The 26,551-nt window shown below is 62.7% G+C and carries 22 protein-coding genes and 1 pseudogene; 7 read left to right on the forward strand and 16 right to left on the reverse strand.

The window, feature by feature from the left end; translation table 11 throughout:
• Positions 1 to 25: 25 nt before the first annotated feature.
• From C5F70_RS00280 to C5F70_RS00290, 3 genes are read right to left on the reverse strand one after another with little or no spacing between them, the layout of a single operon-like run.
• Positions 26 to 1,123, reverse strand: coding sequence for a DUF1513 domain-containing protein (locus C5F70_RS00280; protein WP_104904518.1), 1,098 nt, complete (start codon positions 1,121 to 1,123; stop codon positions 26 to 28).
• 2 nt (positions 1,124 to 1,125) lie between these two features.
• On the reverse strand, positions 1,126 to 2,190 hold the full coding sequence (locus C5F70_RS00285) for an imelysin family protein (protein WP_017846103.1): 1,065 nt from the start codon (positions 2,188 to 2,190) through the stop codon (positions 1,126 to 1,128).
• A 31-nt stretch (positions 2,191 to 2,221) separates the two neighbouring features.
• Complete coding sequence (locus tag C5F70_RS00290) at positions 2,222 to 3,649, reverse strand: di-heme oxidoredictase family protein (protein ID WP_104902553.1); 1,428 nt, start codon at positions 3,647 to 3,649, stop codon at positions 2,222 to 2,224.
• Positions 3,650 to 3,789: 140 nt separating this feature from the next.
• Between C5F70_RS00290 and C5F70_RS00295 the strand changes: the two genes are divergently transcribed.
• Positions 3,790 to 4,353 carry an NAD(P)H nitroreductase gene (locus C5F70_RS00295; RefSeq protein ID WP_017846101.1) on the forward strand — a complete coding sequence of 188 codons (564 nt, stop codon included), beginning with the start codon at positions 3,790 to 3,792 and terminating at the stop codon, positions 4,351 to 4,353.
• 102 nt (positions 4,354 to 4,455) lie between these two features.
• Here the strand turns inward: C5F70_RS00295 and C5F70_RS31375 are convergent, their stop codons facing one another.
• The 8 genes and pseudogenes from C5F70_RS31375 to gap form a co-directional block, all read right to left on the reverse strand.
• Positions 4,456 to 5,211: a methyl-accepting chemotaxis protein gene (locus C5F70_RS31375; RefSeq protein ID WP_371918417.1), complete on the reverse strand. Its 756-nt coding sequence runs from the start codon at positions 5,209 to 5,211 to the stop codon at positions 4,456 to 4,458.
• A 150-nt stretch (positions 5,212 to 5,361) separates the two neighbouring features.
• Positions 5,362 to 6,594, reverse strand: a pseudogene (locus C5F70_RS31380) (cache domain-containing protein); the annotation flags it as partial.
• Positions 6,595 to 6,729: 135 nt separating this feature from the next.
• On the reverse strand, positions 6,730 to 7,131 hold the full coding sequence (locus C5F70_RS00305; protein WP_057004547.1) for a YbaN family protein: 402 nt from the start codon (positions 7,129 to 7,131) through the stop codon (positions 6,730 to 6,732).
• 159 nt (positions 7,132 to 7,290) lie between these two features.
• Positions 7,291 to 7,899, reverse strand: a complete 609-nt coding sequence (locus C5F70_RS00310) for a biliverdin-producing heme oxygenase (RefSeq protein WP_046382224.1) — start codon at positions 7,897 to 7,899, stop codon at positions 7,291 to 7,293.
• Between the two features lie 140 nt (positions 7,900 to 8,039).
• Positions 8,040 to 10,604 (reverse strand): TonB-dependent receptor, encoded by a 2,565-nt coding sequence (locus C5F70_RS00315; protein ID WP_104902555.1) that lies wholly within the window; start codon positions 10,602 to 10,604, stop codon positions 8,040 to 8,042.
• Positions 10,605 to 10,720: 116 nt separating this feature from the next.
• Entirely contained in the window at positions 10,721 to 11,689 is a 969-nt protein-coding gene (locus C5F70_RS00320) for a FecR domain-containing protein (RefSeq protein WP_017846096.1), read from the reverse strand.
• A 74-nt stretch (positions 11,690 to 11,763) separates the two neighbouring features.
• Positions 11,764 to 12,282, reverse strand: a complete 519-nt coding sequence (locus C5F70_RS00325; protein ID WP_017846095.1) for an RNA polymerase sigma factor — start codon at positions 12,280 to 12,282, stop codon at positions 11,764 to 11,766.
• A gap of 198 nt (positions 12,283 to 12,480) precedes the next feature.
• Positions 12,481 to 13,482, reverse strand: a complete 1,002-nt coding sequence (gap, locus tag C5F70_RS00330; RefSeq protein WP_046490029.1) for a type I glyceraldehyde-3-phosphate dehydrogenase — start codon at positions 13,480 to 13,482, stop codon at positions 12,481 to 12,483.
• A 221-nt stretch (positions 13,483 to 13,703) separates the two neighbouring features.
• Here gap and edd point away from each other — a divergent pair, with 221 nt between their 5' ends.
• The 4 genes from edd to C5F70_RS00350 all read left to right on the forward strand — a co-directional run bounded on the left by edd (position 13,704) and on the right by C5F70_RS00350 (position 18,814).
• Entirely contained in the window at positions 13,704 to 15,530 is a 1,827-nt protein-coding gene (edd, locus tag C5F70_RS00335) for a phosphogluconate dehydratase (protein WP_017846093.1), read from the forward strand.
• Positions 15,527 to 16,483: a glucokinase gene (locus C5F70_RS00340; protein ID WP_102617327.1), complete on the forward strand. Its 957-nt coding sequence runs from the start codon at positions 15,527 to 15,529 to the stop codon at positions 16,481 to 16,483. Before edd ends, C5F70_RS00340 begins: the two co-directional genes overlap by 4 nt.
• Positions 16,484 to 16,620: 137 nt before the next feature.
• Positions 16,621 to 17,355 (forward strand): response regulator, encoded by a 735-nt coding sequence (locus C5F70_RS00345; RefSeq protein WP_017846091.1) that lies wholly within the window; start codon positions 16,621 to 16,623, stop codon positions 17,353 to 17,355.
• 31 nt (positions 17,356 to 17,386) lie between these two features.
• Positions 17,387 to 18,814, forward strand: a complete 1,428-nt coding sequence (locus C5F70_RS00350; protein WP_162231530.1) for an ATP-binding protein — start codon at positions 17,387 to 17,389, stop codon at positions 18,812 to 18,814.
• A gap of 130 nt (positions 18,815 to 18,944) precedes the next feature.
• Here the strand turns inward: C5F70_RS00350 and C5F70_RS00355 are convergent, their stop codons facing one another.
• Positions 18,945 to 19,874: an AraC family transcriptional regulator gene (locus C5F70_RS00355; RefSeq protein WP_017846089.1), complete on the reverse strand. Its 930-nt coding sequence runs from the start codon at positions 19,872 to 19,874 to the stop codon at positions 18,945 to 18,947.
• A gap of 327 nt (positions 19,875 to 20,201) precedes the next feature.
• On the opposite strand from C5F70_RS00355, the gene C5F70_RS00360 reads away from it, so the two are divergent.
• Positions 20,202 to 20,543 carry an antibiotic biosynthesis monooxygenase family protein gene (locus C5F70_RS00360; protein WP_017846088.1) on the forward strand — a complete coding sequence of 114 codons (342 nt, stop codon included), beginning with the start codon at positions 20,202 to 20,204 and terminating at the stop codon, positions 20,541 to 20,543.
• Positions 20,544 to 20,584: 41 nt separating this feature from the next.
• Positions 20,585 to 20,830: a hypothetical protein gene (locus tag C5F70_RS00365; RefSeq protein WP_017846087.1), complete on the forward strand. Its 246-nt coding sequence runs from the start codon at positions 20,585 to 20,587 to the stop codon at positions 20,828 to 20,830.
• 125 nt (positions 20,831 to 20,955) lie between these two features.
• On the opposite strand, the gene C5F70_RS00370 is transcribed toward C5F70_RS00365, so the two are convergent.
• The 4 genes from C5F70_RS00370 to C5F70_RS00385 all read right to left on the reverse strand — a co-directional run bounded on the left by C5F70_RS00370 (position 20,956) and on the right by C5F70_RS00385 (position 26,498).
• Positions 20,956 to 21,588: a flavin reductase family protein gene (locus C5F70_RS00370; protein WP_046490032.1), complete on the reverse strand. Its 633-nt coding sequence runs from the start codon at positions 21,586 to 21,588 to the stop codon at positions 20,956 to 20,958.
• 288 nt (positions 21,589 to 21,876) lie between these two features.
• Complete coding sequence (locus tag C5F70_RS00375) at positions 21,877 to 23,196, reverse strand: MFS transporter (RefSeq protein WP_017846085.1); 1,320 nt, start codon at positions 23,194 to 23,196, stop codon at positions 21,877 to 21,879.
• A gap of 216 nt (positions 23,197 to 23,412) precedes the next feature.
• Complete coding sequence (locus C5F70_RS00380; RefSeq protein WP_017846084.1) at positions 23,413 to 24,738, reverse strand: sigma-54 dependent transcriptional regulator; 1,326 nt, start codon at positions 24,736 to 24,738, stop codon at positions 23,413 to 23,415.
• A complete protein-coding gene (locus C5F70_RS00385; RefSeq protein ID WP_046490035.1) occupies positions 24,732 to 26,498 on the reverse strand; it encodes an ATP-binding protein in 1,767 nt (588 codons plus the stop codon). The genes C5F70_RS00380 and C5F70_RS00385 overlap by 7 nt, the downstream gene beginning before the upstream one ends.
• Positions 26,499 to 26,551: the final 53 nt, after the last annotated feature.

Here is a 26,551-nt window from a genome sequence, read left to right on the forward strand (position 1 = left end):
GCGCAGCGCGGGCCGAGCCTGACCGTCAGACCAGATGCAGATGGTTATCCCAAAGCCCGGCTGGCAATTCCAACGGTGTTGCGCTCAGCTGTGCCTGGCGGCAGTCATAGAACCGGCAGCGCCCCTGGCCGGAGGTCACGACAAACCCGTCCGCCACTGCACCCACGCCCGCACAGTCCGGCAACGGCCCATCCAGGCGCAGCTCGCCACTGTCCATGTGCCAGATAAACAAGCGGTTGCCGCGCGGTGCGGTCAACGCGACCAGGCGCAATTCGCTGTGTACCGCGACGCTGGCGGTGTAGTGCGCCATCGCTTGTAACTGCTCGTCGGCCACCGCAAACGCCATGAATGGCTGCCCCGGCCGCTTGATCGCAAGCAACTCGGAGCGCTCCTGGGACGCCCCCATGAACTGCTGCCCGGTGAGGATGGTGCCATCGCTGGCGATGCCCATATGGCGCACGCTGTTCATCTGCTGGCCGAGGGTTTCCTTGCTGATCAGGCTGCCATCGCGTTGCATCAGCACCAGGCTCGGTTCCATGGCGTTGAGGTTCATTTCCACGCGGCTTTCGGCTTCGGTGCGGATGCCGCCGTTGGCCACCACCAGGGTTTCGCCGTCGGGCATCCACGCCACCTGGTGCGGGCCGATGCCATGGGTGGAAATCTCGCCGCTGTGCACCAGCCGTTCGCCTTCGAACCGGTACACCCCGAGCAGGCCACGGCCCGGATCGGAGGTGTCGTTTTCGGTGGCGTACAGCCAGTCGCCACTTTTATGGATTACCGCGTGGCCATAGAAGTGGCGGTTTGCATTCGCGGTGATGGTTTGCAGCAGCGCGCCATCACGCAGGTCGATCAGGTAACTCTCGGTGCCCGGGCGACGGGCGACAAACAGCGCGATCGGCAGCGTCGGGTGGTTGATGATGTCGTGGCAGCGCTGGCCGACCTGGGTGGCGAACACCCGCTGGCCGTCCAGGCGATAACCGACAGCATAGTGTTTGCCGTCTGCATCATCCCGCGCCGACAGCAGCAGCGGGCCCTTGTCTTTCTGCTTGAACAACGTCCAGCCGCCCAGCGTGAGTGCGCCGAGCAACGCGCTGCCAATGGCCAAAGCCTGTCGCCTGAGCATCATCAGTCACCGTCGTTGGCGTTGAAGCCCAGTTGGATGCCCAGCGCCTTGGCCAGCTCGCCTTCGTGCAGGCGGTGGACGACGTTGAGGCTGTCGTAGAGATCGTTGAGCTGCTGGCGTCCGGCGTCATCGCCGAGCAATTCGTTGAGGGTGCGCTGGTTGCTGGCGAACAGTTTCAGGGACGCGGCATAGGCGGCGTCGATCTTCTCGGCCAGGGCCTTTTGATCGGCCGGCAACAAGCCACGCAGGCCTTTGTTGTCGACGCCGACCCACACGGTCTGGGCCGCGGCAAGGCTGGCTTCCAGGCTTCGCAGCGACGACTGGCTGCGCCACGCGTCGGCCTGGAACGGCTGCGGGATGCCCTTGGTCTGGCGACCCATCGGCGTGCCGAGTTTTTTCTTCAGGGTGTCCAGTGCGGTCACTTGTACGCGCAGCAGGTCGGCAATGGCCTCGTGGGAATCAGCGTAGCGCTGGTTGGGAAACTTGCTCATCTGCGCGAGCATGCCGTCGGTGCTGTTCCAACTGGCCAGGATCTCTTCGGCCAGGGCTTTCTGGCGCTCGCCGATGGCCGTCAGCAGCGGGCAGTAGCGGGCTTTCTGCGCGGCGTCGGCGATATCGGTCTTGGCGTCGTAGAGGATGTATTCATAGGCCGACAGGCCCTGCACCACCACGCTGGATTTGGCCAGGGCGGCCGCATCGATCTGCGGCTGGGCGGCGACCAGTTGCTCGACCTGGCGACCCACCAGGTTTTTCTTGTCCGGCCAGAACTGCACCTGCCACGAACGGTTACCCTCGGCCAGCGGGCCGATCAGCAGCGGTTGCAGTTCGGCCCAGGCTTTTTGGGCGTGAAGGAAGTCGGCGCGAGCGGTGTCCAGGCTTTCCTTGCCCTGGCAGTACGCCAGGGCGCTGACGGCCAGTTGACGGTCGGCTTCCACCCAGCGGCTGTAGGTCGGCAAGATCACTTGCTTGGCGATAGCGGCCGAGGTCACCGCTTGTGGGTCTTGCGGCGAGCAGGCACCGAGCGCGAGGGCGGCCAGGCTGGTGAACAACAACTTGGGACGGAACATGTCGAGCTCCCTTCTGTAAGTGGGGCGAAGCTTATAAAGAGTTCAGGAACGCCAGCAGTGCAGCGCGCTGCTCGGCATTGAAGGACAACACATGCTGCTGCGCCGCTTGTGCTTCACCGCCGTGCCAGAGCACGGCTTCCAGCAGGTTGCGGGCGCGGCCGTCATGCAAGAACTGGGTGTGGCCACTGACGGTTTGCGTCAGGCCGATGCCCCACAACGGTGGCGTGCGCCAGTCGCGGCCACTGGCCTTGAATTCGGTGCGGTGGTCGGCCAGGCCGTCGCCCATGTCATGCAACAGCAGGTCGCTGAAGGGGCGAATCACCTGGTTGGCCAGTTCAGGTTCGGCAGCATTGGCCGCCGTGGTGAACGACGGCGTATGACACCCCTGGCAACCGGCCTGGTAGAACAGGTTCTTCCCGGCCAGCACCTGTGGTGCGTCGACGTTGCGGCGCACGGGCACCGCCAGGTTGCGGGTATAGAACAGCACCAGGCGCAGGATGTTATCGCTGACTTCCGGCTCGCCATCGGGGCCATTGCCGTTGGGCGCCTGTTTGCAGGCGACCTGGGCGTCGGTGCAGTCATCGACGGGTCTCAGCGACGTGGTGAGGCCCATATCCCCCGAAAACGCGTGAACGTTCTGTTGATTGAGGTTGGGTTGCCCGGCTTTCCAGCCGAAGCGTCCGAGCACGGTTTTTTGCCGGGCGTCATCCCAGACCCAGTTCGCGCGGCCGACGATGGCGTCTTTGTCGGCGGTCTTCGGGTCGGTGTTGCGCAGGATATCTGCGTCGGCAATCGCTTCGAGCAGGCCCAGGCCGATCATCGGCGGGGCGATGCGTGCGGAGAAGCGCGTGTCCGGGTGCATCGGGCCGTAACCGAGTTGGGTGATCTGCAGGTTGGGCTTGCGCAGTTCGACGACGCTGCCGTCCGTGAACGTGACGTTGACCGGCGTGTAGTCGACGCGCACCTTGCCCTCCGGCGCCACGCCGGGTACGGCCATGTCCTGCAACTGCCCACCGTAGACCGGCTCGGGCACTACGCCGAGTTGCTCGATGAGCTTGGCATACGGCGGCGCATCCGGGATCGACAGGCGCACCAGCATCGACACGGCGTTCTGCGCGTCGGCCAGTGGCGGGTGGCCACGGCCGTCCTTGATATGGCAGTTCTGGCAGGCATTGGTGTTGAACAGCGGCCCCAGGCCGTCGCGCGCGGTGGTGGTGGAAGGCGCGATCACCCAGGGGCTGCGAAAGAAACTGTTGCCGACGCTGAAATCCAGGCGGCGGGTTGGCGACAGGTTGGCCGAGGGCAGGGAAAAGGCGTTCTGGCCGTGTTTGTTCACCGTCGTTGCCCCGCCGGCCCGCGCTTCCCCCGGCTCAGCCTGGGTAAACCGGGGGGCGTCATCGCAGGCAACCAGGCTCATGGCCATCAGTCCTGCAGACAGGCGAAGAAGCGAACGGAGCATCGAGTTTCCTGAGCAAAGGCGGAAAATAAGGTCGCAAAGTCTAACAGGGCGGGGCGGTTTGAATAAGAGCAATTATCGTTTGATGGCATCCCGGTCCATTCCCGCTAGAATGACCGCACATTTTTTTCTGGAGGTGGCCAATGCAGGCTCTCGACGCTTTGCTCAACCGTGTTTCCGTGCCGCGCCTGCTGGAACCGGCACCGACCCAGGAGCAGCGTGATGTGCTGTTCGCCGCGGCCATGCGTGCGCCCGACCACGGCCAGTTGCGTCCTTGGCGGTTCCTCACCGTGGAAGGCGCGGCCCGTGAGCAGATGGGCACGTTGCTGGTCGAAGCCGCCCGCCTGCAAGACCCCGACGCGCCGCAGGCCGTCCTCGACAAGGCCCAGAACGGCCCGTTGCGCGCGCCGCTGGTCGTAGTGGTGATTGCCCGCCTGCAGGAACACTTCAAGGTGCCGAAATCCGAGCAACTGCTGGCGGCGGCTTGTGCCGCCCATGGCATCCTGCTGGCGGCCTATGCCCAGGGGATTGGCGCGGTGTGGCGCACCGGGGACTTGTCCTACTCGGCCCATGTGGCCAAGGGGCTGGGACTGAAAGAGGGCGAGGAAGTCATTGGCTTCCTCTACCTGGGCACCCCGCAGAACCCGCCGCGTACTGCGCCGAAAGAGGATGTGGCGGCGTTTGTCACGGCCTGGACCGGCCTGTAGGAGCGAGCTTGCTCGCGAAAAACTCAAGGACACCGCGTTCATTCAGGATGCACGCGTGATCGTTGACGTTCTTCGCGAGCAAGCTCGCTCCTACAGTGTTGTTTACACCCTGAACTGATCCATCAGTTTCATCTGCTGGCTGGCCAGTGCATTGAGTTGGCTGCTAATTGCCGCCGACTCGGTGGCCTGGCCGGTGAGGGTTTCGGTCACGGTGCGGATCGCCGACACATTGCGGTTGACCTCTTCGGCCACTGCGCTCTGTTGTTCGGCGGCGCTGGCGATCTGCAGGTTCATGTCGCTGATCACCGTCACTGCGTCGCTGATCTTGCCCAACGCCTGCACGGCCTGATGGATCTGCCCGGCATTGCTCTGGGCCTGCTGTTGGCTCGAATGCATGGTCGCCACCACGCCACGGGTACCGCTCTGGATGCGTTCGATCACCTGGCGGATTTCCTCCACCGAATCCTGGGTGCGCTTGGCCAGGTTGCGTACTTCGTCGGCCACTACCGCAAACCCGCGCCCGCTTTCCCCGGCGCGTGCCGCTTCGATGGCGGCGTTGAGCGCCAGCAGGTTGGTCTGCTCGGCAATGCTGCGGATCACTTCCAGCACTGAACCGATCTGCTCGCTGTTGACGGCCAGTGCTTCGACTTCGCTCACGGCCTTGCTGACTTCGTCGGCGAGGGTGGTGATATCGCGGGTGCTCTGCTCGATGATCGACATGCCTTCGCGTGCCGACTGATCGGCCCCGCGCGCCGCGCTGGCGGCGTTGGAGGCGCTGTTGGCGACGTCATGGGCGGTGGCGCTCATTTCATTGGACGCCGTGGCCACCTGGTCGATCTCGCGGAACTGCACCTGCATGCCTTCGCTGGTCTGGCGTGCAATGGCCGAAGACTGGTCCGCCGTGCCACGGGCTTCGCTGATGCTTTGCTTGATCTGCGCGATGGTCGGTTGCAGCTTGTCGAGGAAACGGTTGAACCAGGTCACCAGTTCGCCCAGCTCGTCTTTCTTGGAGTAGGCCAGGCGCTGGGTGAGGTCGCCGTCGCCGCTGGCGATGTCCTTGAGCATGGCGGCCACGCTGTTGATCGGCCGGGTCACGCCGGTGGCGGTCAGCCAGACCAGCAGCAGGCCGAGCAATGCGGCGACGGCCGCGACCAGCAAGGCCTTGAGCGTGCCGCTGGCCTGGGCCTTGTCGAGTACGGCTTGCAGCTTGACGTTGTCGGCCAGCAGTACGGCCTTGGGCAGCTTGATCACTATGCCCCAGGACTTGGCGTCGGCAAGCGGTTTGAGCGGGTACACCGCGCGAATGGTGTTTTCCTGTTCGAGAATCGTGCGGTTGTCGCTGCCCAGCAGTTGCACGATCTCTTTGCCTTCGGCGCCCAGGGTGTCGATCAGGTTCTTGCCGACCTTGGCCGGTTCGCCACTGTAGGCGGCGATCAAACCGGTGCTGGAGATAATCTCCAACTGCGCCATACCGTTGAACAGGTCTTTCTGTGCAACATCGGTGCTGGCTTGCAAGGCATTGAGGGCAATGTCGACGCCCAGGACGCCGATGAGTTTGCCGTCTACCAGCAACGGCAGGGCGATGGTGGTCATCAATACAGTCTTGCCGCCCACCGTGTCTTCATACGGGTCCAGCAGGCAAGCGCGACGGGTGTCCCGTGGGCAGGTGTACCAGATGTTGTAGGGGGTGCCGTTGAGGTTGAGGGTGGTTTTGTTCAGGTCCTCTTCGACCATGATGGTGTTCAAGTCTTCGCCGCCGGCGCGGCTCCAGTAGCTGGAGAAACGGCCTTTATCGTTGGAGACACGCGCCTTGTCGTCGATAAACTCACTGTCCTTGCCATCCAGCGCATTGGGCTCGAACGACATCCAGATCCCCAGCACCTTGCTGTTGCGTTCAAACGCGGTTTTCAGGCTCTGGTTGAGTTCTTCACGCAGCGCGCCGGGTTCGAGGGAGCGCTTGGCGGCCAGGGTGCGCAGGTCTTTGACCTGGTCGGCGAGGGCGGTCAGCGCCACCAGGCTGTCGCCGAAGGTTCGCTGCAGTTGCACCGCCTGTTCGGCAGCCTTGGCTTGCAGCAGTTGTTGCACACTGGCGGTGAGCATCCGTGAGCTTGAGTCGCTGACCAGCGCATTGTTCTGCGCGGTATTGTAAATATTCATGCCGACCACCAGCGCAATCACTCCCAGCAGGCAGAGGCCGGACAGCAGCAAGATTTTCAAGCGGATGGAGAGGGTATCGAACATAGGTTCACTCACGGATGGGCTTGTTGGTATGCGAGCTGGGCCAAGTCCATTCGGCGCCTTATCCGGAGCATCGGCGTAGCCAGGGGTTTCATGAGAGGGAGGCGATGAACGGTAGGAAAACGCCTACATCCCGCGTTATACGGGGCGTGCAAGCCGTTCCGGGCGGGACCATATCCACAGGTTGCCCAGGCTCATTCCGGCGATGGTCAGGTAGATCGGCCAGCCGTGATCGAGCGTCAGCAGCATCAGTAGGGCACAGAGCAGCATGCTGACGGTGGCGCTGATTTTGGCGCGGCGCGCAATGATCTTGCCGTTGCGCCAGTTGAACAGGATCGGCCCGAACAGGCGGTGGTTTTCCAGCCAGGCGCTGAGGCGCGGCGAGCTTTTGGTGGCGGCCCAGGCAGCCAGCAGGATGAATTCGGTGGTGGGCAAACCCGGCACGACAATCGCCACCAACCCGATACCCAGGCTGACGTAGGCCAGCAGGCCGAAGAGGAGCCGGGCGATTCTCGAGGTGGATGGGGATTTGCCGGTCATGGGTGTGTGCAAGTCGGGGAAAACAATTATTCAGCTTGGCATGAGATCCAAGTGTGGGGGGGCGTGTCAGCCACCACTTTCATGGCTGACCCATCCCTATCGGGAGCAAGTCGAATCGTCGCACCGCCCCTCCCACCGAATACGCATTTCAATCGAATATCAGGCCAGTTCAGGGGCGGTAGCGTATGCCTGTTCGAGCAACACCGTGAAGCGCATAAACGCATTGAGCGCACCTTTTTCCACATCGGCTTCTTCTTCGGCGCTGAATTCCAGGCCGTCGAGGGTGCGGGTGAAGCGCTTCCAGCCGTCGGCGCGGCCGCCGGCCGGCTCGCCGAGGTGGCGGGCGCCGAAGGTTTCGCTCAGGCCCAGGGCCACGGCGCGCTTGATCAGGAACGCCGCGCCCAGCTTGGAGCCTTCGGAGACGAACAACCAGCCCAGGGCTTCGGCTTGGCTCGGGTTCTGCACGGCGCCGGGGACGGCGGCCGGCACGTCAGTGTCCAGGTCGGCCAGGTCCAGCCTGGCGGCGTCGGCGCGGCAGCGCTCGGCCAGGTCGGGGACGATCTTGATCAGCGCGGCATCGTTGTACAGCGCCACCAGTTCCGATTGGAACAGGTACTGCGCCACCACGAAGCGCGCGAAGTTGGGCTGGGTTTCAAACGGCGCGTGCGCCTTGACCAGCGCATCGAGCCGGGTGTGCGGCTCGCTGGTGATCTGGTTCAGGCGCTGGGAGCGCAGGCTTGGGCGTTCTGCGGAAGGCGAAGCGGTCATGACAAAGTCCTTGTGAAGGGAGCGCCGTGTTGCCCTGAGGCATGGCTGGGCGGTTAGTAACTAGACGAACAAGAAGACGCGGCACAGTAAAAAATCCTCACCTCGCCGGTGATTGATTCCGGCGAGGCGAGGCGGATTGATCAGATGTCCCAGATCACATTGATCGCAAAGTTGCGACCGGGCTGGGTCAGGCGGTCGAGGTTGGCCGGGCCGGTGACACCGGCTTCGCCGACGCTGTCGTAGCTGCGCACGTCATCCCAGTTCCAGTACTTCTTGTCGGTCAGGTTGTAGAGGCCGGCGTTGAGGGTCACGTCGCGGGTGACTTTATAGAAGCCGGTCAGGTCGAGGATGCCGAAGCCTGGGGTCTTGAACGGGCCGTTGGCGCTGTCGCCGTCGGGCGCGAAGAAGGTCTTGCTGTCGACACGGTCTTGTTTCTTCACCAGGGTCCAGCTCAGCAGGCCACCGTAGTTGTCCTGTTCGTAACCCAGGCCGAATACGCCTTTGAGTGGGTTGACGCTGTTCAGTGGCTCGCCGCTGTCGTCGTTGCGCCCGTAGGCGTAGGCAATCGACCCCTGGGTATACAGGCCCTGAGGCGCCCCGAAGGCGTCGAGGTTCAAGCGGCCCTTGGCTTCCGCGCCCTTGATGGTTGCGCGCTTGATATTGACGGCCTGGAACTGTTCGACGGTGCCGCCGACGACCGCATTGTCTTCGTCGATAAAATCGCGGTACTTGTTGTAAAACACCGCGATGTCGAAGGAGCCTGCGGCGAACTTGCCGCGAATCCCGGTTTCGATGCCTTTGCTGGTTTCCGGCTTGAGGTCGGGGTTGGGCTCGACGGTGTAGCCCAGGTTCAGGTTTTCAAAGCGTCCGTACAGCGCCTTGGCCGAGGGCGTGCGGAAGCCTTCGGCGTATTGGCCAAACAGGGTGTAGTGATCGGTCAGGGCATACGTCAGGCCAAACTTGGGGGTGACACGGTGCCAGGTTTTTTCCTTGTCGCTCACCGGGTATTGGCCGGTTGGGTTGACGGTACTGAGGAACGCTTGGGTCAGCTTGGGTTTGAGCTGGGTGTAGTCATAACGCAGGCTGGGCAGGAAGGTCCATTTGTCCCAGGCGATCTGGTCCTGGGCAAACAGCGAATAGGTGTTGATGGTCGGGTCGGGGAAGTCGCTGGCCTTCTTCACGCTGTCGCTGGCCGTTGGGCTGGGCGCGCCAATGGCTGTGCAACCGGCGCCGACGGCAAGGCAAGTGGCCGCGCCCTCGCGGGAGCCGGTGACTTTCTGCTGCTTGAGCGTGGTGCCGTAGGTCACTTGGTGATCGGTTTCGCCGAGGCTGAATGCCTTGTCCAGCTGGGCATCGAATACCCACTGTTTTTCTTCGTAAAGCGTGTCGCGGGTGCGCAATACCCGACGGCCGGCCTGGTAGATTTCTGCGGTGCTCTGGTCGGTCTTGGCGATCTGGTAATTGAGACTGGTCTTGATGCGATCGGTCACGGGCGAGTCGAAGGCAAAGGTGTTTTCCAGGCCAAAACGTTCGCGGGTGATGGTGTCGTTGCCCCGGCGGTCACGGTAGAGATTGAAACCTTGACCACCGACGAACGGGCCACCCACGGCATTCTTCAGGTTGACGTCGCGATCGTCCTTGTACTTCTCGTAAGTCAGGCCCAGACGGTTGTCATCGCCATAGTTCCAGCCCAGTTTGGCCAACACGTTGGTGGTGCGCGCCTCCTCGGGGTTGGCGCCGGTGCGGGCCAGGCCGGTGGCGTTGTTGCCGTCGTAGGCTTCGGTTTCATGGCCGTTGCGCTGGCTCAGGTGCAGCAAACCGTCGACGTCCTGTACGCGGCCGGCGACGGTGGCGGAGGTCAGCCAGCTCTCGTCGGCGGAGCTGTAGCCGGTCTTGAGGCGGGCGCCGACGTCCTGGCCGGGCTTGATGATGTCGTCCGGGTCGAGGGTGAAATAGCTCACCGCGCCGCCGATGGCGCTGCTGCCGTACAGGGCCGACGCCGGGCCGCGCAGGATTTCCACGCGCTTGACGATTTCCGGGTCGACGTAGTTGCGACGGGTCTTGGCGTAGGGGCCGTTGAAGAAGTTGTCCGGCACTTCCACGCCATCGACCTGGGTGAGGATGCGGTCGCCGTCGATACCGCGAATGTTGTAGCCCGCATTGCCGGCACGGGTGCCGGCGCCACCGACCGAGACGCCCGGCTCGTAACGCACCAGCTCGCGGATCGTGTTGACGTTCTGGCGGTCCAGCGTTTGGCGATCATGCACGCTGACAGTGTTCGGTACGCTGTTGACGTCCTGCTCGTTACGGGTGGCGCTGATGGTCACCTGTTGCAGGTTGAGGACACCGCCGGCAGCGCGCTTTTCCAGGACGATGTTGCTGTTGCCGAGTTTGCGGTAGCCCAGGTTGGTCCCCACCAACAAGCGCTCCAGGGCTTTTTCCGGCGACAGCGCACCGCGCACGCCAGGGGACGACACGCCCTGGCCCAGCTCCGCCGGCAGGCCGACTTGCCAGCCGGTCACGGCGGTGAAGGCATTGAGTGCCGAAACCAGTGGCTGCTGTTCGATGCTGAAGCTGTAGTTGCCGTGGCTGCGGGCGGTCGGTTCGGCGGCGGCGGCCGTCAGCGGGGTACCGGCCAGCAGGAGGGCGGCGGTCAGCAAGGACAGCACGGGTGAAGAAGACCGGCGATTGAAACGAGAGGACATCGAGAGCGCTCCGGAAGTACGAGTCTTATAGTTGCGCACTGGTTCAAATAGGAATCAGTTGCATTGGCTAAGACGAGACGTACAGCCGAGATCTATCGAGTAAAAATAATTCTCATTTAGTTCAAGATCACCAAGGCCGGGTATTCAGAGAGCTTGGCCGAGGTGATGTGGGCCAGGGAACGCACTACGTCCAACGGTTGGTCGAGGCGGTAGTTGCCGGTGACGGCGACGCTGGCGAGTTGGTCGTTGGTGTTGACGATCCAGCCGGGGTAGTAGCGACGCAATTCGGCGAGCACTTCGCTCATCGGGCGGTTTTCGAAGATCAGCCGGCCCTGGACCCAGGCCAGGTCCTTGTTGGCGTCGAGCCTGGCGGGTTGACCGAAGCCCTTGGGACCGATGCGGATGCTTTGCCCAGCGCTCAGGCGCACGCGGGCATCGTCGAAGGTGTTGCTCAGGTCGACGTCGCCGCGCTGCACCTGCACCTGCGCTTCGCCGTTGAGGTAGCGCACGGCGAATGCGGTGTCGCGCACGCTGGCGCGCACCGGGCCGGCGTCGACTTCCAGGGGCAGGCCGCGGTTGGGCGTTACCTCGAAAAACGCTTCGCCTTGGTAGAGGCGGGCGATGCGCTGGTGATCCCGGGTGGTGCTGGAGAACGCCGAATCGGTGTTCAACAGGACGTTCGAGCCCTCATCCAATTGCAGGCGCTGGCGCTCACCCACCACGGTGAGGTGGTCAGCTTGCAGGCGTACCGGCAGGTTGCTGAAGCTGAACAGCCCGAGCATCAACACGGCGGCGGTGGCCAGTGGTTTCCAATGCGGTTTGATACGGCGCCAGGCCCCGGGTTTGCGCGGTGCGGCCAGCGCGACGGCGGCGCTGTGGACGGGCGCCCCGCCCCAGGCGGCCTGGGCTTTGCCGAAGGCCTGGACGCGCGCCGGGTCGCCGGCCAGCCAGGCTTCGAACGCGGCCTGCTGCCCGGGTTGCGGGCACTGCAAGGCGATCAGCCAGTCGAGGGCCTGGTCCATCGCCGGGTCTTGCAACACCTCATGAGCCAGCGCATGGGGGCGCAGTTTATTCGGGTCGGTCACGGTGTGCCTCGGGTCTTCGCCACGTTCTATTTATCTTTCCTACAGCCTGGGTCGACATTTCTGTCGGGTGAAGCTTAAGGCTGATCCAGCCGTTCGGCCACACCTACACAGATGGCCATGATCAATTTCAGTTCCTTTTGCACCGTGCTCAAGGACACTTCCAATTGATCGGCAATCTCCTGGTAGCTGCAACCATGCAGGCGGCTGAGGATGAAAATCCGTTGCTGGCGGGCACTCAATTGGCCGAGGCTGATGCTCAGGTGCTCAAGCAGTTGCTCGGCCTGGGTCGCGTCTTCGGGCGTGCTGATGGGGGCGGCGACGCTTTGCAGGACGTCCAGCGGGACATCTTCCTGCAGTGTGCGCGCCTGTATCCTGCGTGAACGCAAGTGATCCAGCGCGAGGTTGCGCGCGGTCTGGTAGACGAAGGGTTCGAGGTGATCGATCGGCCGCTCGCCCAGGGCCCGGGTCACGCGCAGGTAGGTTTCCTGCAACAGGTCCTCGGCGGTGCTGTGGTTGTTCACCATCCGCTGCAAGGTGCGTAGCAGAATCACCCGTTGGGTGAGAAAGACTTGGTTGAAGCGAGATTGGCTCACAGCGATACCGGACCGATTTGTAGTTAATGATAATGCGTATCATCAGCACAAATGGCAAGTGGCTGTTTCTCTGGGCCTCTACCGATCAAATGTGGGAGGGGCTTGCTCCCGATTACGGAATGTCAGTCAACACATGCATGACTGATACACCGCCATCGGGAGCAAGTCGAACCGTCGAACCGCCCCTCCCACAAAAGATTATTCGGCGTTGCAGAGCGCCAGGCAGTTGTCCAGCATGCGGTTGGAGAAACCCCACTCGTTGTCGTACCAGGCCAGCACTTTCAGCAGTTTGCCGCTGGACTTGGTGTGGTTGGCGTCGAAGATCGACGACAGCGGGTTGTGGTTGAAGTCACTGGAAACCAGCGGCAGGGTGTTGTAGCCGAGGATCTTCGAGTGCTGGCTGGCTTCCTTGAGCAGCGCGTTGACTTCCTCGGCAGTAGCGTCTTTCTTCAACTGCACGGTCAGGTCCACCAGCGATACGTTGATCACCGGCACCCGCACGGCCATGCCGGTCAGCTTACCCGCCAGTTCCGGCAGCACCAGGCCGACCGCTTCGGCGGCGCCGGTCTTGCTCGGGATCATGTTCTGGGTGGCCGAGCGCGCGCGGTAGGGGTCGGTGTGGTAGACGTCGGTCAGGTTCTGGTCGTTGGTGTAGGCATGGATGGTGGTCATCAGGCCGCTTTCGATGCCCAGCTCGCGGTGCAGCACCTGGGCCACGGGCGCCAGGCAGTTGGTGGTGCAGGAAGCGTTGGAGATGATCTGGTGAGATTGACGCAAAATGTCATGATTTACCCCGTAGACCACGGTGGCATCCGCGCCTTTGGCCGGGGCAGAGATGATCACCTTGCGCGCGCCGGCGCTAATATGGGCAGCAGCCTTGGCCCGGTCGGTGAACAGGCCGGTGCATTCGAACACCACGTCGATATTGTGCGCAGCCCAGGGCAGGTCGGCCGGGTTGCGAATGGCGCTGACGGCGATCCGGTCACCATTGACGGTCAGGCTTTCCTGATCGTGTGCGACCTCTGCATCGAAAGTACCGTGGACGGTGTCGTATTTGAGCAGGTGGGCATTGATCGAGCTGTCGCCCAAGTCATTGATCGCGACGATCTGCAAATCCTGGCGATAGCCTTGGGTATACAGTGCGCGCAGGACATTGCGGCCGATACGGCCAAAACCATTGATTGCGATTCGAAGAGTCATTGGAGAGTGCCTGTCGTCGATTTGTTGTAAGAATTACAAGATTATTCGCATAAAAATAGAAAACAAGCCTTTTTAGTGGCAATATTTTGTTCAATCTACAACGAGTGACCTGAATCAACTGGTCCGATGATCCAAACGACTCTCTGCCATCCCATGTGCCGCGGGCGTTTGATCAGCATAGACACTCAGGTCGCCACATCCGTTAGCCTGGAGTTCTACACATGCATCCCCGCGTTCTTGAGGTCACCGAACGGCTTATCGCCCGCAGTCGTGCAACCCGTGAGGCTTACCTTGCGCTCATTCGCGGCGCCGCCAGCGACGGCCCGATGCGCGGCAAGCTGCAATGCGCCAACTTTGCCCACGGCGTGGCCGGTTGCGGCACCGAAGATAAAAATAGTCTGCGTATGATGAATGCCGCCAACGTGGCAATTGTTTCGTCATATAACGACATGCTCTCGGCGCACCAGCCGTATGAACATTTCCCGGACCAGATCAAAAAAGCCCTGCGCGAAGTCGGCTCGGTCGGCCAGTTCGCTGGCGGCACGCCTGCCATGTGCGACGGCGTGACCCAAGGCGAACCGGGCATGGAGCTGAGCCTGCTCAGCCGTGAAGTCATCGCCATGTCCACGGCGGTAGCGCTGTCCCACAACATGTTCGACGCTGCGCTGATGTTGGGCATCTGCGACAAGATCGTCCCCGGCCTGATGATGGGCGCCCTGCGCTACGGCCATCTGCCGATGATCTTCGTTCCTGGCGGGCCAATGCCGTCGGGCATCTCCAACAAGCAGAAGGCCGACGTGCGCCAGCGCTACGCCGAAGGCAAGGCCAGCCGCGAAGAGCTGCTGGAGTCGGAGATGAAGTCCTACCACAGCCCCGGCACCTGCACCTTCTATGGCACCGCCAATACCAACCAGTTGCTGATGGAAGTGATGGGCCTGCATTTGCCCGGCGCCTCGTTCGTCAACCCATACACGCCGCTGCGTGACGCGCTGACCCGCGAAGCCGCGCATCAGGTCACGCGCCTGACCAAGGCCAACGGCAACTTCACGCCGATCGGCGAGATCGTCGACGAAAAATCCATCGTCAACGCCATCGTCGCGCTCAACGCCACCGGCGGTTCCACCAACCACACCCTGCACATGCCGGCCATCGCCATGTCGGCGGGGATCATCCTGACCTGGCAAGACATGGCCGACCTCTCCGAGGTGGTGCCGACCCTGTCCCACGTCTATCCAAACGGCAAGGCCGACATCAACCACTTCCAGGCGGCGGGCGGCATGTCGTTCCTGATCCGCGAACTGCTCGAAGCCGGCCTGCTTCACGAAGACGTCAACACCGTGGCCGGCAAAGGCCTGAGCCGCTACATCCAGGAACCGTTCCTGGTCGACGGCGAACTGATCTGGCGCGACGGCCCGATCGAAAGCCTCGACGAAGCCATCCTGCGCCCGGTGGCCCGTGCGTTCTCGCCCGAAGGTGGCTTGCGCGTGATGCAAGGCAACCTCGGCCGTGGCGTGATGAAAGTCTCCGCCGTGGCCCCCGAGCACCAGGTCGTCGAAGCCCCGGCCGTGGTGTTCCAGGACCAGCAAGATCTGGCCGATGCGTTCAAGGCCGGCCAGTTGGAAAAAGACTTTGTCGCGGTGATGCGCTTCCAGGGGCCGCGCTCCAACGGCATGCCCGAATTGCACAAGATGACGCCGTTCCTTGGCGTGTTGCAGGACCGTGGCTTCAAAGTGGCGCTGGTAACGGACGGGCGCATGTCCGGCGCGTCGGGTAAGATCCCCGCCGCGATCCATGTCAACCCCGAAGCCCAGAGCGGCGGGCCGCTGGCACGGGTGCGCGATGGCGATATCATTCGTGTGGATGGTGTCAAAGGCACCTTGGAGCTTAAGGTGGACGCCGAAGAATTTGCAGCGCGCACACCTGCCACGGGCCTGTTGGGCAATAACGTGGGGGCCGGTCGCGAGCTGTTTGCATTTATGCGCTTGGCCGCAAGCTCCGCAGAGCAAGGCGCCAGCGCCTTTACCTGTGCCTTGGAGACGCTTAAGTGAAGCTTGCGCTGGTCGGTGATATTGGCGGTACCAACGCCCGGTTTGCGTTGTGGCGGGATCAGGCACTGCATTCGATCCGGGTGCAGGCCACCGCGGATCATAAAAGCCCTGAGGACGCGATCAAGGTCTACCTCAAGGAAGAAGGCCTGGCGATCGGCGACATCGGCGCGGTGTGCCTGTCGGTGGCCGGGCCGGTGAGCGGTGATGAATTTAAATTCACCAACAACCACTGGCGCCTGAGTAAGACTGCGTTTTGCAACACCTTGCAGGTGGATGAACTGCTGCTGGTCAATGACTTCTCGGCCATGGCCCTGGGCATGACCCGCTTGAAGCCTGACGAATTCCGCGTGGTCTGCCCTGGCACGCCGGAACCGTTGCGCCCGGCGGTGGTGATCGGTCCGGGCACCGGCCTGGGCGTCGGCACCTTGCTCGACCTGGGCGGCGGCCGTTGGGTCGCGTTGCCGGGGGAGGGCGGCCATGTCGACCTGCCCCTGAGCAGCCCGCGGGAAGCCCAGCTGTGGCAGCACATTTACAATGAGATCGGCCATGTCAGCGCCGAAAGCGCCTTGAGTGGTGCAGGTTTGCCACGGGTGTATCGGGCGATCTGTGCGGTGGATGGTCACTCGCCGGTGCTGGATACGCCGGAAGCGATCACGGCGGCAGGCCTGGCCGGCGACCCGGTGGCGATGGAAGTGTTGAACCAGTTCAGTATCTGGCTGGGCCGCGTAGCCGGTAACAACGTCCTGACCACCGGCGCACGGGGCGGTGTGTATATCGTCGGCGGGGTGATTCCGCGGTTTGCCGACTTCTTTATCCACAGCGATTTTGCCAAGAGCTTCAGTGACAAAGGCTGCATGAGCGACTACTTCAAGGGCATTCCGGTATGGCTGGTGACGGCGCCGTATTCCGGGTTGACCGGGGCGGGTGTGGCGCTTGAACAGGCATTCGCGTAGGCAGTGATCGCGCCATCGGGGGCAAGCCCCCTCCCACACTTGGAATGCATTCCAAATGTGGGAGGGGGCTTGCCCCCGATGAGGCCCTGATGAACAACAGATGACTCAAGTTTGGCCATAACAACAAGGAGGACCCCGTGAGCGTAATCAGTAAATCGATTCTCCTCGTCGACGACGACCAGGAAATCCGCGAATTGCTGCAAACCTACCTCAGTCGCGCCGGTTTCCAGGTGCGTGGCGTGCCGGACGGTGCGGGGTTCCGTCAGGCGATGGACGAGGCGCCGTGCGACCTGGTCATCCTCGATGTGATGTTGCCGGACGAAGACGGCTTCAGCCTGTGTCGCTGGATTCGCCAGCACCCGCGCCAGGCGCAGGTGCCGATCATCATGCTCACCGCCAGTTCCGACGAAGCCGACCGTGTGATCGGCCTGGAGCTGGGCGCCGACGACTACATCGGCAAGCCTTTCAGCCCCCGCGAGTTGCAGGCGCGGATCAAGGCACTGTTGCGCCGCTGCCAGTTCGGCCAGGAGCGCGGCGGCAATGGCGAGGTGTTGGTGTTCGATGAATGGCGCCTGGACACGATCAGCCACCGACTGTTTCACGTCGACGGTGAAGAGGTGATCCTCTCCGGGGCCGACTTTGCCCTGCTCAAGCTGTTTCTCGACCACCCGCAACAGATCCTCGACCGCGACACCATCGGCAACGCCACCCGTGGCCGCGACCTGATGCCGCTCGACCGGATCGTCGACATGGCCGTCAGCCGTCTGCGCCAACGCCTGCGCGACACGGAAAAACCGCCGAGGCTGATCCGCACCGTGCGCGGCAGCGGTTATCAACTGGCAGCCAGCGTGGTTGCCGGTAGTGTCCACTGAACACCTGAGCGAACGTCGCCGCCGCTTCCCGGTGCCGCGCTCGCTGCTCGGGCGCATGCTCCTGCTGACGCTGCTCGCGGTGCTGTTCGCCCAGGCGCTGTCCAGCGTGATCTGGGTCTCGCAATTGCGCGCCACCCAGCTCGAAGGCCTGGTCACCAGCGCCCGCAGCCTGGCGCATTCGATGACCGCCAGCGTGAGCTATTTCCGTTCGTTGCCGGTGGCTTACCGCCCGTTGGTCCTCGACCAATTGCGCAGCATGGGCGGCACACGGTTTGTGGTGACGCTCAACGACCGCCCGCTGGACATGGCGATCTTGCCGCAGACCCCGCGCAAGCAAGCGGTGCTCAAGGCGGTCGATGAAGTGTTGCGCCAGACCTTGGGCGCCGATGTGCATATCTCGGTGGAATTCGTCAGCGCCGAAGACCTGCGCATCTTCAATGCCGGGTTGAAACTCGATGAGCTGCCACGCTCCTGGGCGCATTACGCGCTGACCCTGGAACCGGTGAACCCGCCCGTGCTGGTCACCCAGATCCAACTCGCCCCCGGCGAATGGCTGTACATCGCCTCGCTGTTGCCCGAGCCGTACACCAGCCTTGAAGAACAAGGCCTGCCGTCGCAGCAAGTGTGGTTTATCGTGCTGACCAGCGGCTTTTTGCTGCTGTTCATCGGCCTGTTGGTCCACTGGCAGAGCCGGCCGCTCAAGCGCCTGGCGCGGGCGGCGCGGGACATGTCGCTGGGCGCCGACGTGGAGCCGGTGGCCGAAGGCGGCGGCAGTGAAGTGGTCGAAGTGGGGCGCGCCTTCAATGCCATGCGCGAGCGCATCAGCCGTTACCTCACCGAACGCAGCCAGTTGTTCAGTGCAATTTCCCACGACTTGCGCACACCGATCACACGCCTGCGCCTGCGGGTTGAATTGCTTGAAGATGAAAACCTGCAAACCAAATTCGGCCGCGACCTGGACGAGTTGGAGTTGCTGGTCAAAGGCGCGCTGCAATGCGTGAAAGACACCGACATCCACGAAAACATCGAGCCGGTGGACCTCAACCATGTGCTCGACTGCCTGGTGGAACCGTACCTGGCGCCCAACGGCAACGGCCGCGTGACCCAGCATGGGCGCGCGTTGGCGCCGTACCCGGGCAAGCCGCTGGCGCTCAAGCGCTGCATCGGCAACCTGATCGATAACGCATTGAAATACGGGCAGAACGCCCATTTGCATATCGAGGACGATGGCGCGGAGTTCATCCTGCACGTCGACGACGAAGGCCCCGGCGTGCCGGAACAGCGCCTGGAGCAAGTCTTCGAACCGCACTTCCGCCTCGCCGGCCAGCAGCAGGGCTACGGCCTGGGCCTGGGCATCGCGCGCAACATAGCGCACAGCCATGGCGGCGAAGTGAGTTTGCAGAATTTGCGCGAGGGTGGTTTGCGGGTCACCCTGCAACTGCCCCGAACCCTCGACTAAGCAGCGCCGCCGATCAAATGTGGGAGGGAGCTTGCTCCCGATAGCGGTGCAACAGTCAGCTTATCTTTAGCTGACTCACTGCCATCGGGAGCAAGTCGAACCACCCCTCCCACATCTGATCGGCAGTGAATCACACGCTCTGACGCAACCTGGCCAAATCCCGCAGCGGCGGCGCACCAAACAGCCGGCTGTATTCGCGGCTGAACTGCGACGGGCTTTCATACCCCACCCGATACCCCGCCGCGGAGGCTTCCAGACCTTCGGCAAGCATCAGCCGCCGCGCCTCCTGCAAGCGCAACTGCTTCTGGTATTGCAGCGGGCTCATCGCGGTGATGGCCTTGAAGCGGTGGTGCAAGGTCGAGACGCTCAGGTTCACTTCCCTGGCCAGGTCATCGATGCGCAGCGGTTGTTCGTAGTTGCCATTGAGCCATTTGATCGCCTGGCTGACCCGATGACTCTGACTGTTGGCTACGGCAATTTCATACAGCCGATAGCCCTGCGGCCCACGTAACAAGCGGTAGAGAATTTCACGGCTGATCAACGGCGCCAGCATCGCAATGTCTTTGGGCGAATCGAGCAAGCGCGTCAAGCGCAGTACGGCGTCGAGCAGTTGGTTGTCGAGGCGGTCGACGTACATCCCACGCGCAGTCGGGCGCGATGGCACGCCCATCGGCCCGGCTTCTGCGATCAGGGCGGTGAGCTGCGCCGGGTCGATGTTGATGCGGATCGACAGGTTGGGGTCTTGCTCGGTGGCATCGATGATCCGCCCGGCCACGGGCATCGACACCGAAAACACCAGGTAATTGAGCGGGTCATAGGCGAAGATTTCATCGGCCAGGCGCACTTCCTTGCGGCCATTGGCCAGGATGCACAAGGCGGGCTCCACCAGCACCGGGCTGAAGTCGCGCGGGGTGTTGTGGCGGTTCAGGAACAGTGACGTGATCGCCGTACCGTAGGAGCCGTCTTCCCAGGTATGCCGACGCACGATGCTGGCCAGTTCGGCGCGCTGTTTTTCCATCTCGGCATCGAGGGGCACAGGCTTAGGTTCGGGCGACGACATAGGGCGTCCTCTGCAGGCTTCTTTGATGGGCTCAGCTTAGCGGTGGCGGTGCAAACCGTGTTATGTCGATTCTGCACGATCCTTGCCTGATCCTGCGAAGCTGCGTGAATCAGGCAAGCGCGGCGGCTGTCACGTCCCTGAAACAAGGCGTTTGCCGGTGGAATAAAACCGGCGGGCAATCGTCCTGTCTACGCTTTTCGCAGGATTGTGCAATAAGCCGGCAGGAATCGACTAACCGCGCCTCGACCTGCGCCGTTATCTTTGATCCTGTGGCAACACACCCTCACAGTGCTTGCCGAGCATCACTTCTCAACGGGAGAGTCGAACATGTCCACCCCCATTCCCGCGAGCCATATGGCCTTTATCCGCGCCCGTAGCGGCTGCAGCACCGAACTCGGTGCTCGTTTGAGCAGTTTGATCGAACCGGGCCGTCAGGCTCAGGGTTGCCTGCAATTTTCGTTGCAGCATTCCCAGGTCGACCCCGATGTCTGGCTGGTCTCGGGCCTCTGGAGCAGCGAGCAGGCGATGAGTGCCTACTTCAACTCGCCAGCCCTGATGATCTTCACCGAGCTGTTGAACGACGCAGTCGTGCGCAGCATGGACTTCCAGACCTTCACCGATGCATCCGCCGCCAATGCTTACGGCGAGTACCTGCAACTCGCCGGTTAGGGTTTAGAATGGCCGACTTTCCATTGGCCAGGACCTGCAACATGGCACGTAAACAATTTGCCCACCACGAAGCCGTTTCCGCCGTAGTACCGGGCGAAGGGGGCTACAGCGCCGCCGTCGCCGTCAAGGCACTCGATGGCATGGGCGCACCGCAGTTTCACAAGATCCTGGATGGACAGAAGTTCAAGACGGCATCCGATGCCGATGATGCGGCGACGCTGCACCTTGAGTTGTTGACCGACGTCGACGCAGAAGGTCAGTTGACCTGGGCAACTGCCACAAACTAACGCACGCCGCTGATCTAATGTGGGAGGGGGCTTGCCCCCGATGGAGGTGTGTCAGTTAGCCTATCTGTAGCTGAAACACCGCTATCGGGGGCAAGCCCCCTCCCACATTTTTTATTGCATTGCAGTCAGGCTTGGGTGGCGCCTGGGCGATACATTTTGAACAGCGCCTCGGGGCCCAGTTGGAAGTAATCCGCCGGGCCGCCGCCACGCAGGATCGGCTCGGCGGCGGCGGTGTCGTAGATCCCATCCTTGAGCAACCACTTGGCAATATGCACCGCGACCACCTCGCCCAGCACCAGCCAACTGGGTACCAGCACATGGTCGGCACGCTGCAGCTGAATGATCTGCGTGACCTTGCACTCGAACGCCACCGGGCTCTCGCCCACCCGCGGCACGCCGACGATCTTCGAGGCCACCGGCGTCAGGCCGGACAACTCGAACTCATTCACCTGCGGCGGCACGGCGGCACAGCTCTGGTTCATCTGCTCGGCCAACGGACGGGTGGCCAGGTTCCAGACAAACTCGCCGGTCTGTTCGATGTTGTTCAGGCTGTCTTTGCGCCCGACACTGGAAAACCCAATGATCGGCGGAATGTAGTTGAACGCATTGAAGAAACTGTAGGGCGCCAGGTTCAGGTGGCCCTCACTGTCGTGGGACGAAATCCAACCGATCGGTCGCGGGCCGACGATGGCGTTGAACGGGTCATGGGGCAGGCCGTGGCCCTTGGCGGGTTCATAGTAGTAGCTGTCGTCAGACATGGCTGGGTTCCTGCTGCGCTTTTCTGGGAGGCCGTCATAGTGCAAGCCATGGCGGCGAATTTCCATCGGCCCTATGGAATTTTCATTCAGCGCCCACCTATTTTTCACAGCGTCCCGTTCAGTCTGCGCGCGCGGTCGACACCCCCTATAAGTCGGCCCAGAGTTGTCCTGACTCCACCTGTGAGAGGGGGCTTGCTCCCGATGGCGGTGGGTCAGCTTGAGACAAGTTGACTGATACACCGCGATCGGGAGCAAGCCCCCTCCCACATTCGTGACTGCGTTCGGCGGTTAGTTCGTGGTGATCCGCGAGTGCTTGCGGGTGTCTTTCATGGTCACGTAGACCACCAACGACACTGCGATACATGCGGTCACGTACCAGTAGTAGCCGGTTTCCATGCCGATGCTCTTGAACCACAGCGCGATGTATTCAGCGGTGCCGCCGAAGATCGATACGGTCAGCGCATACGGCAGGCCCACGCCCAGCGCGCGGATTTCGGTGGGGAACAGCTCAGCCTTCACCACCGCGTTGATCGAGGTGTAGCCGCTGACGATGATCAGCGCCGCCATGATCAGGAAGAACGCGCCCCACCAGGTCTGGATGGTGTGCAGGGTGGTCAGGATCGGTACGGTGAACAGCGTGCCGAGAATGCCGAAGGCGATCAGGATCGGACGGCGGCCGACTTTGTCCGACAGCGTACCGACCAGGGGTTGCAGGCACATGAACAGAAACAGCGTCGCCGCCGAGATGGTGGTGGAGTCGGAAATGCTCATGCCGACGGTGTTCACCAGGTACTTCTGCATGTAGGTGGTGTAGGTGTAGAAGGCCAGGGTGCCGCCCATGGTCAGGCCGACCACGGTCATCAGTTCCTTGGGGTGGCGCATCAAGGTACGCATTGCGCTTTCCTTGGCTTTTTCCTTCTTGGTGAACGACTCGGTTTCTTCCATGCCGCGACGCAGGTACAGCGCGACCACTGCACACAGGGCGCCGATGGCGAACGGGATACGCCAGCCCCAATCGTACAGTTGCTCGGTGGTGAGCACTTGTTGCAGCACGATCAGCACCGCCAGGGCTATGAGCTGGCCGGAGATCAGGGTCACGTACTGGAAGCTGGAGAAGAAACCGCGACGCTCCTTGGTCGCCATTTCACTCAGGTAAGTGGCCGAGGTGCCGTATTCGCCACCCACCGACAAGCCTTGCAGCAGACGGGCGAACACCAGCAGGATCGGTGCGCCGACGCCGATGGTTTCATAACCCGGGCTCAGGGCGATGATCAGCGAGCCGAAGCACATCAGCAGCACCGAGGCCATCAACGCGGCCTTGCGACCGGCGCGGTCGGCATACAGGCCCATCAGCCAGCCGCCGATCGGGCGCATCAGGAAGCCCACGGCGAAGATCGCAGCGGTGTTGAGCAGTTGGGCGGTGGTGTCGCCTTTCGGGAAGAAGGCTTTGGCGAAGTACAGCGAGAACGCCGCATAGACGTACCAGTCGTACCACTCGACCATGTTGCCGACCGATCCGCTGAAGATCGATTTGATGCGGCTGGTGGTGGTGCGTTCTTTCGCCGGCGCAGCCGCCGACCCCAGAGGCAAAGTATTGGAGTTATCCATTGAAGGAACCTTCAGATAGTTGTTTTTATGGAGCGTGCCTGAGCACAGCCTGACTGGGGCTATAGCAGGAGCTGTGCCAGGTGGGGGAAGGCCCTATCTAGAAGGGTTTGCAGCTTTTTTTGAGCGGAAAGCCGCCGATGGTTCTGGGGTTGGTGAGCGGAAATCCGCTTATGGCGTGCCCGCGATGGCGTCTTTGAAAACACCACAAAGAACGCCCTAGAGAAACATCTCGCGCACCAACCCATGCCGCTGCATTTTCTCGTTGAAGGTGCGCCGGGGCAGTTGCAGTTCGGCCAGTACCGCCTTGATATCGCCTTTGTGTCGGGTCAGTGCGGCTTTCAGGCAGTGGGCCTCGAAGGCTTCCTGTTGCGCCGCCAATGATTGCCCTGCCTCGATGCCTTCGGGCTCCGGTTCGCCCAGCCCCAGCACCTGGCGTTCGGCGACGTTGGCCAGTTCGCGCACGTTGCCCGGCCAGTCATGGCTGAGCAGGCGCCCCAGTTGCGCGCCACTCAGCGGTTCAACGCTGCGGCCCAGGCGTTCGGCGGCGCTTTGCGCAAAGTGATCGAACAGCAGCGGTATATCTTCACGGCGCTCGCGCAGGGGCGGCAGGCGCAGTTGTGCGACGTTCAGCCGATAGGCCAGGTCTTCGCGAAAACGTCCGGCGCGGGCTTCTTCCAACAGGTCCGGTTTGGTCGCAGCGATGATGCGCAGATCGACGTGGATGCTCTGATTGGAGCCCAGGCGCTCCAACTTCTGCTCCTGCAACACCCGCAGCAATTTGACTTGCTGGGCCAGGGGCATGCTTTCGATTTCATCCAGAAACAGCGTGCCGCCGTGGGCGTATTCCAGCTTGCCGATACGCTTGCCCTGAGCGCCGGTAAACGCGCCGCTCTCGTGGCCGAACAGCTCGGCTTCAAACAGCTGCTCGGGGATTGCCGCGCAATTGAGCGCGACAAAGGCTTTCTTCGCCCGCGGGCCGAAGTCGTGCAGGCAGCGGGCGACCAGTTCCTTGCCGCTGCCGGTCTCGCCGCGGATCAGCACATTGACCGGCAACGTCGCCAGGTCGAGCACCTGGCGGCGCAGGTTCTGCATGCTGCGGGACACGCCCAACAGGCTGTTTTCCAGTTGTGTCCGATGATCGGCCTGTTGATGCAGGCGGCGGTTTTCCAGGATCAGCCCACGTTTATCGAGGGCGCGACGCAGGCTGTTGAGCAGGGCTTCGGGGCTGAAGGGTTTTTCCAGGAAGTCGTAGGCCCCGTCGCGCATGGCCTCGACGGCCATCGGCACATCGCCGTGGCCGGTCAGCAGGATCACCGGTAAGTCGGCGTCGCGCCGCCGCACTTCGGCCAGCAGTTCCAGACCGCTGAGGCCGGGCATACGCACGTCGCTCAACACCACCCCGGGAAAGTCCTTGGGCAGTTGCGCCAGGCAGGCCTCGGCGCGACTGAACAACTGCACGTCAAATCCCGACAGGCTCAACCATTGCTCAACGGCTGTGCGAATGCTGGCTTCGTCATCGACCACAATCACCGCATTCAACATAGCTCCGGCGTCTCCAGCGCGATAGGCAGGGTCAGGGTAAATACCGCGCCGTCGCCACGGTTAGCGACGCACAGGCGTCCACCCAGTTCATGCACGATAGCGTAGGACACCGCCAGCCCCAAGCCGAGTCCATCACCCACGGGCTTGGTGGTGAAGAACGGGTCGAACACGCTGTTCAGGTGTTCTTCGGCGATGCCGCCGCCGCTGTCGCTGACGGTCAGTTGCCACAGTTGCTCATCGGCGTGCAGGCGGATTTCCAGGCGTTTGCGCGGCTTGTTGGCCATGGCGTCGAGGGCATTGCGCAACAGGTTGATCAGTACTTGTTCCAGGCGGATCGCGTCGCCACGGACCCAGGCGGGGCGGGTCAGGTCCAGCACGGTGCCGATGCCTTCATCGCGCAGGCGCGCGTCGAGCAGTTGCAGGGCCTGGTCGACCACACTGGCCAGGTCGAGGCGCTCGCGCAGGCCGCTGGGGCTTTTGCGGGCGAAGGTCTTGAGGTGGCCGGTCAGCGCGGCCATGCGGGTGAGCATGTCGTCCAGTGGTGTGAGCGCCTTGTAGGCATCTTCCACGCGGCCATGGTCGAGCAGCAGGCGCAGGGTCGCCAATTGCATGCGCTGTGCGGTCAGCGGCTGGTTGATTTCATGGGCGAGGGCGGCAGACATCTGCCCCAGCGCCGCCAGCTTGGCCGATTGCACCAAACCATCCTGGGCCGTGCGCAGGGCCTGAGTGCGCTCCTCGACAAGCTGTTCGAGCTCTTCGCGGCTGCGCTGGCGCATACGGGCCAGGCGCCAGCGCTGGGTCAGGAACAGCACCAGGAACACCAGCGCCAGCCACGAACCGGCGGCGGCGAGGCCGGCGTTGCGTTGGTCTTCGAAGGCGAACTGGGGTTTGCGCAGCAGGTGCAAGGTCCAGCCTTCGCCCTTCAGCGGCAGGGATTCCCAGATGTACCGGGCGTTGCCGTCGGGGCCGTTGACGCGCATCAGGTGGCTGTTTTCGTCGAAACGTTGCAGGGTCTGGGTCTCCAGAGATTGCAGCTGTTTCTTGTCGTACTGGCGGGTGGCCGTGAGTTCGGCGAGGTCGCTGGCCGACAGCGGGCGCAGGTTGCGATAACGCCAGCCCGGCTGGTTGGCGATAAACACAATGCCGCGTGCATCGCTGACCAGCAGCAGGTCGTTGCCCTGGGCCCATTCGCGCTCGAGTTCGGGGAACTCCAGTTTGACCACCATCGCGCCGAGGAACTGCTCGTGTTCATCGAGCACCGCGCTGGATAGGAAATACCCCGGCACGCCGGTGGTCACCCCGACCGCATAAAAGCGCCCGGTGCCCTGGCTCAGGGTCTGCCTGAAATAAGGCCGGAACGCATAATTGTGCCCGACGTAACTGCTCGGCAGCTTCCAGTTGCTCGCGGCCACGGCCAGGCCGGTGCGGTCCATCAGTTCCAATGTGGAGGACTGCGCGGCGCTGTTGATACGTTCCAGTTTACGGTTGAGCAGGTCCTGGGTCGCGGCATCCAGCGGGCCTTTCAACGCGCTGATCATTTCCGAGTCCAGTGCCAGCACGGCGGGCAGGGCGCGGTAGCGTTCGATCAGGGTGTGCAGCGAGTTGGCGTACAGCGCTAATTGCTGATTGGCACGGGCGGCATCGTCCACCAGGGCCTGGCGTTCGGCATGGCGGGTGGCCAGGGCAGCGGCCAGCACCGCACCGGCGATGATCAACAGGGAGTAGAACGTCAGGCGCAGGGGGCGAGGGATCGCGATCATACGGAGATGAACAGCTGCAATTAGGGGGGAGCACCATAGCATGCGCGATAAAA

The organism is Pseudomonas sp. LH1G9, from assembly GCF_002949975.1.
GTDB lineage: Bacteria > Pseudomonadota > Gammaproteobacteria > Pseudomonadales > Pseudomonadaceae > Aquipseudomonas > Aquipseudomonas veronii.

Bases quoted from the DNA above. Each gene is read 5' to 3' on its own strand.
- C5F70_RS00280 (WP_104904518.1), bottom strand. From the start codon at position 1,123: ATGCTCAGGCGACAGGCTTTGGCCATTGGCAGCGCGTTGCTCGGCGCA.
- C5F70_RS00285 (WP_017846103.1), bottom strand. From the start codon at position 2,190: ATGTTCCGTCCCAAGTTGTTGTTCACCAGCCTGGCCGCCCTCGCGCTC.
- C5F70_RS00290 (WP_104902553.1), bottom strand. From the start codon at position 3,649: ATGCTCCGTTCGCTTCTTCGCCTGTCTGCAGGACTGATGGCCATGAGC.
- C5F70_RS00295 (WP_017846101.1), top strand. From the start codon at position 3,790: ATGCAGGCTCTCGACGCTTTGCTCAACCGTGTTTCCGTGCCGCGCCTG.
- C5F70_RS31375 (WP_371918417.1), bottom strand. From the start codon at position 5,211: ATGCAGGTGCAGTTCCGCGAGATCGACCAGGTGGCCACGGCGTCCAAT.
- C5F70_RS00305 (WP_057004547.1), bottom strand. From the start codon at position 7,131: ATGACCGGCAAATCCCCATCCACCTCGAGAATCGCCCGGCTCCTCTTC.
- C5F70_RS00310 (WP_046382224.1), bottom strand. From the start codon at position 7,899: ATGACCGCTTCGCCTTCCGCAGAACGCCCAAGCCTGCGCTCCCAGCGC.
- C5F70_RS00315 (WP_104902555.1), bottom strand. From the start codon at position 10,604: ATGTCCTCTCGTTTCAATCGCCGGTCTTCTTCACCCGTGCTGTCCTTG.
- gap (WP_046490029.1), bottom strand. From the start codon at position 13,482: ATGACTCTTCGAATCGCAATCAATGGTTTTGGCCGTATCGGCCGCAAT.
- edd (WP_017846093.1), top strand. From the start codon at position 13,704: ATGCATCCCCGCGTTCTTGAGGTCACCGAACGGCTTATCGCCCGCAGT.
- C5F70_RS00355 (WP_017846089.1), bottom strand. From the start codon at position 19,874: ATGTCGTCGCCCGAACCTAAGCCTGTGCCCCTCGATGCCGAGATGGAA.
- C5F70_RS00360 (WP_017846088.1), top strand. From the start codon at position 20,202: ATGTCCACCCCCATTCCCGCGAGCCATATGGCCTTTATCCGCGCCCGT.
- C5F70_RS00365 (WP_017846087.1), top strand. From the start codon at position 20,585: ATGGCACGTAAACAATTTGCCCACCACGAAGCCGTTTCCGCCGTAGTA.
- C5F70_RS00370 (WP_046490032.1), bottom strand. From the start codon at position 21,588: ATGTCTGACGACAGCTACTACTATGAACCCGCCAAGGGCCACGGCCTG.
- C5F70_RS00375 (WP_017846085.1), bottom strand. From the start codon at position 23,196: ATGGATAACTCCAATACTTTGCCTCTGGGGTCGGCGGCTGCGCCGGCG.
- C5F70_RS00380 (WP_017846084.1), bottom strand. From the start codon at position 24,738: ATGTTGAATGCGGTGATTGTGGTCGATGACGAAGCCAGCATTCGCACA.
- C5F70_RS00385 (WP_046490035.1), bottom strand. From the start codon at position 26,498: ATGATCGCGATCCCTCGCCCCCTGCGCCTGACGTTCTACTCCCTGTTG.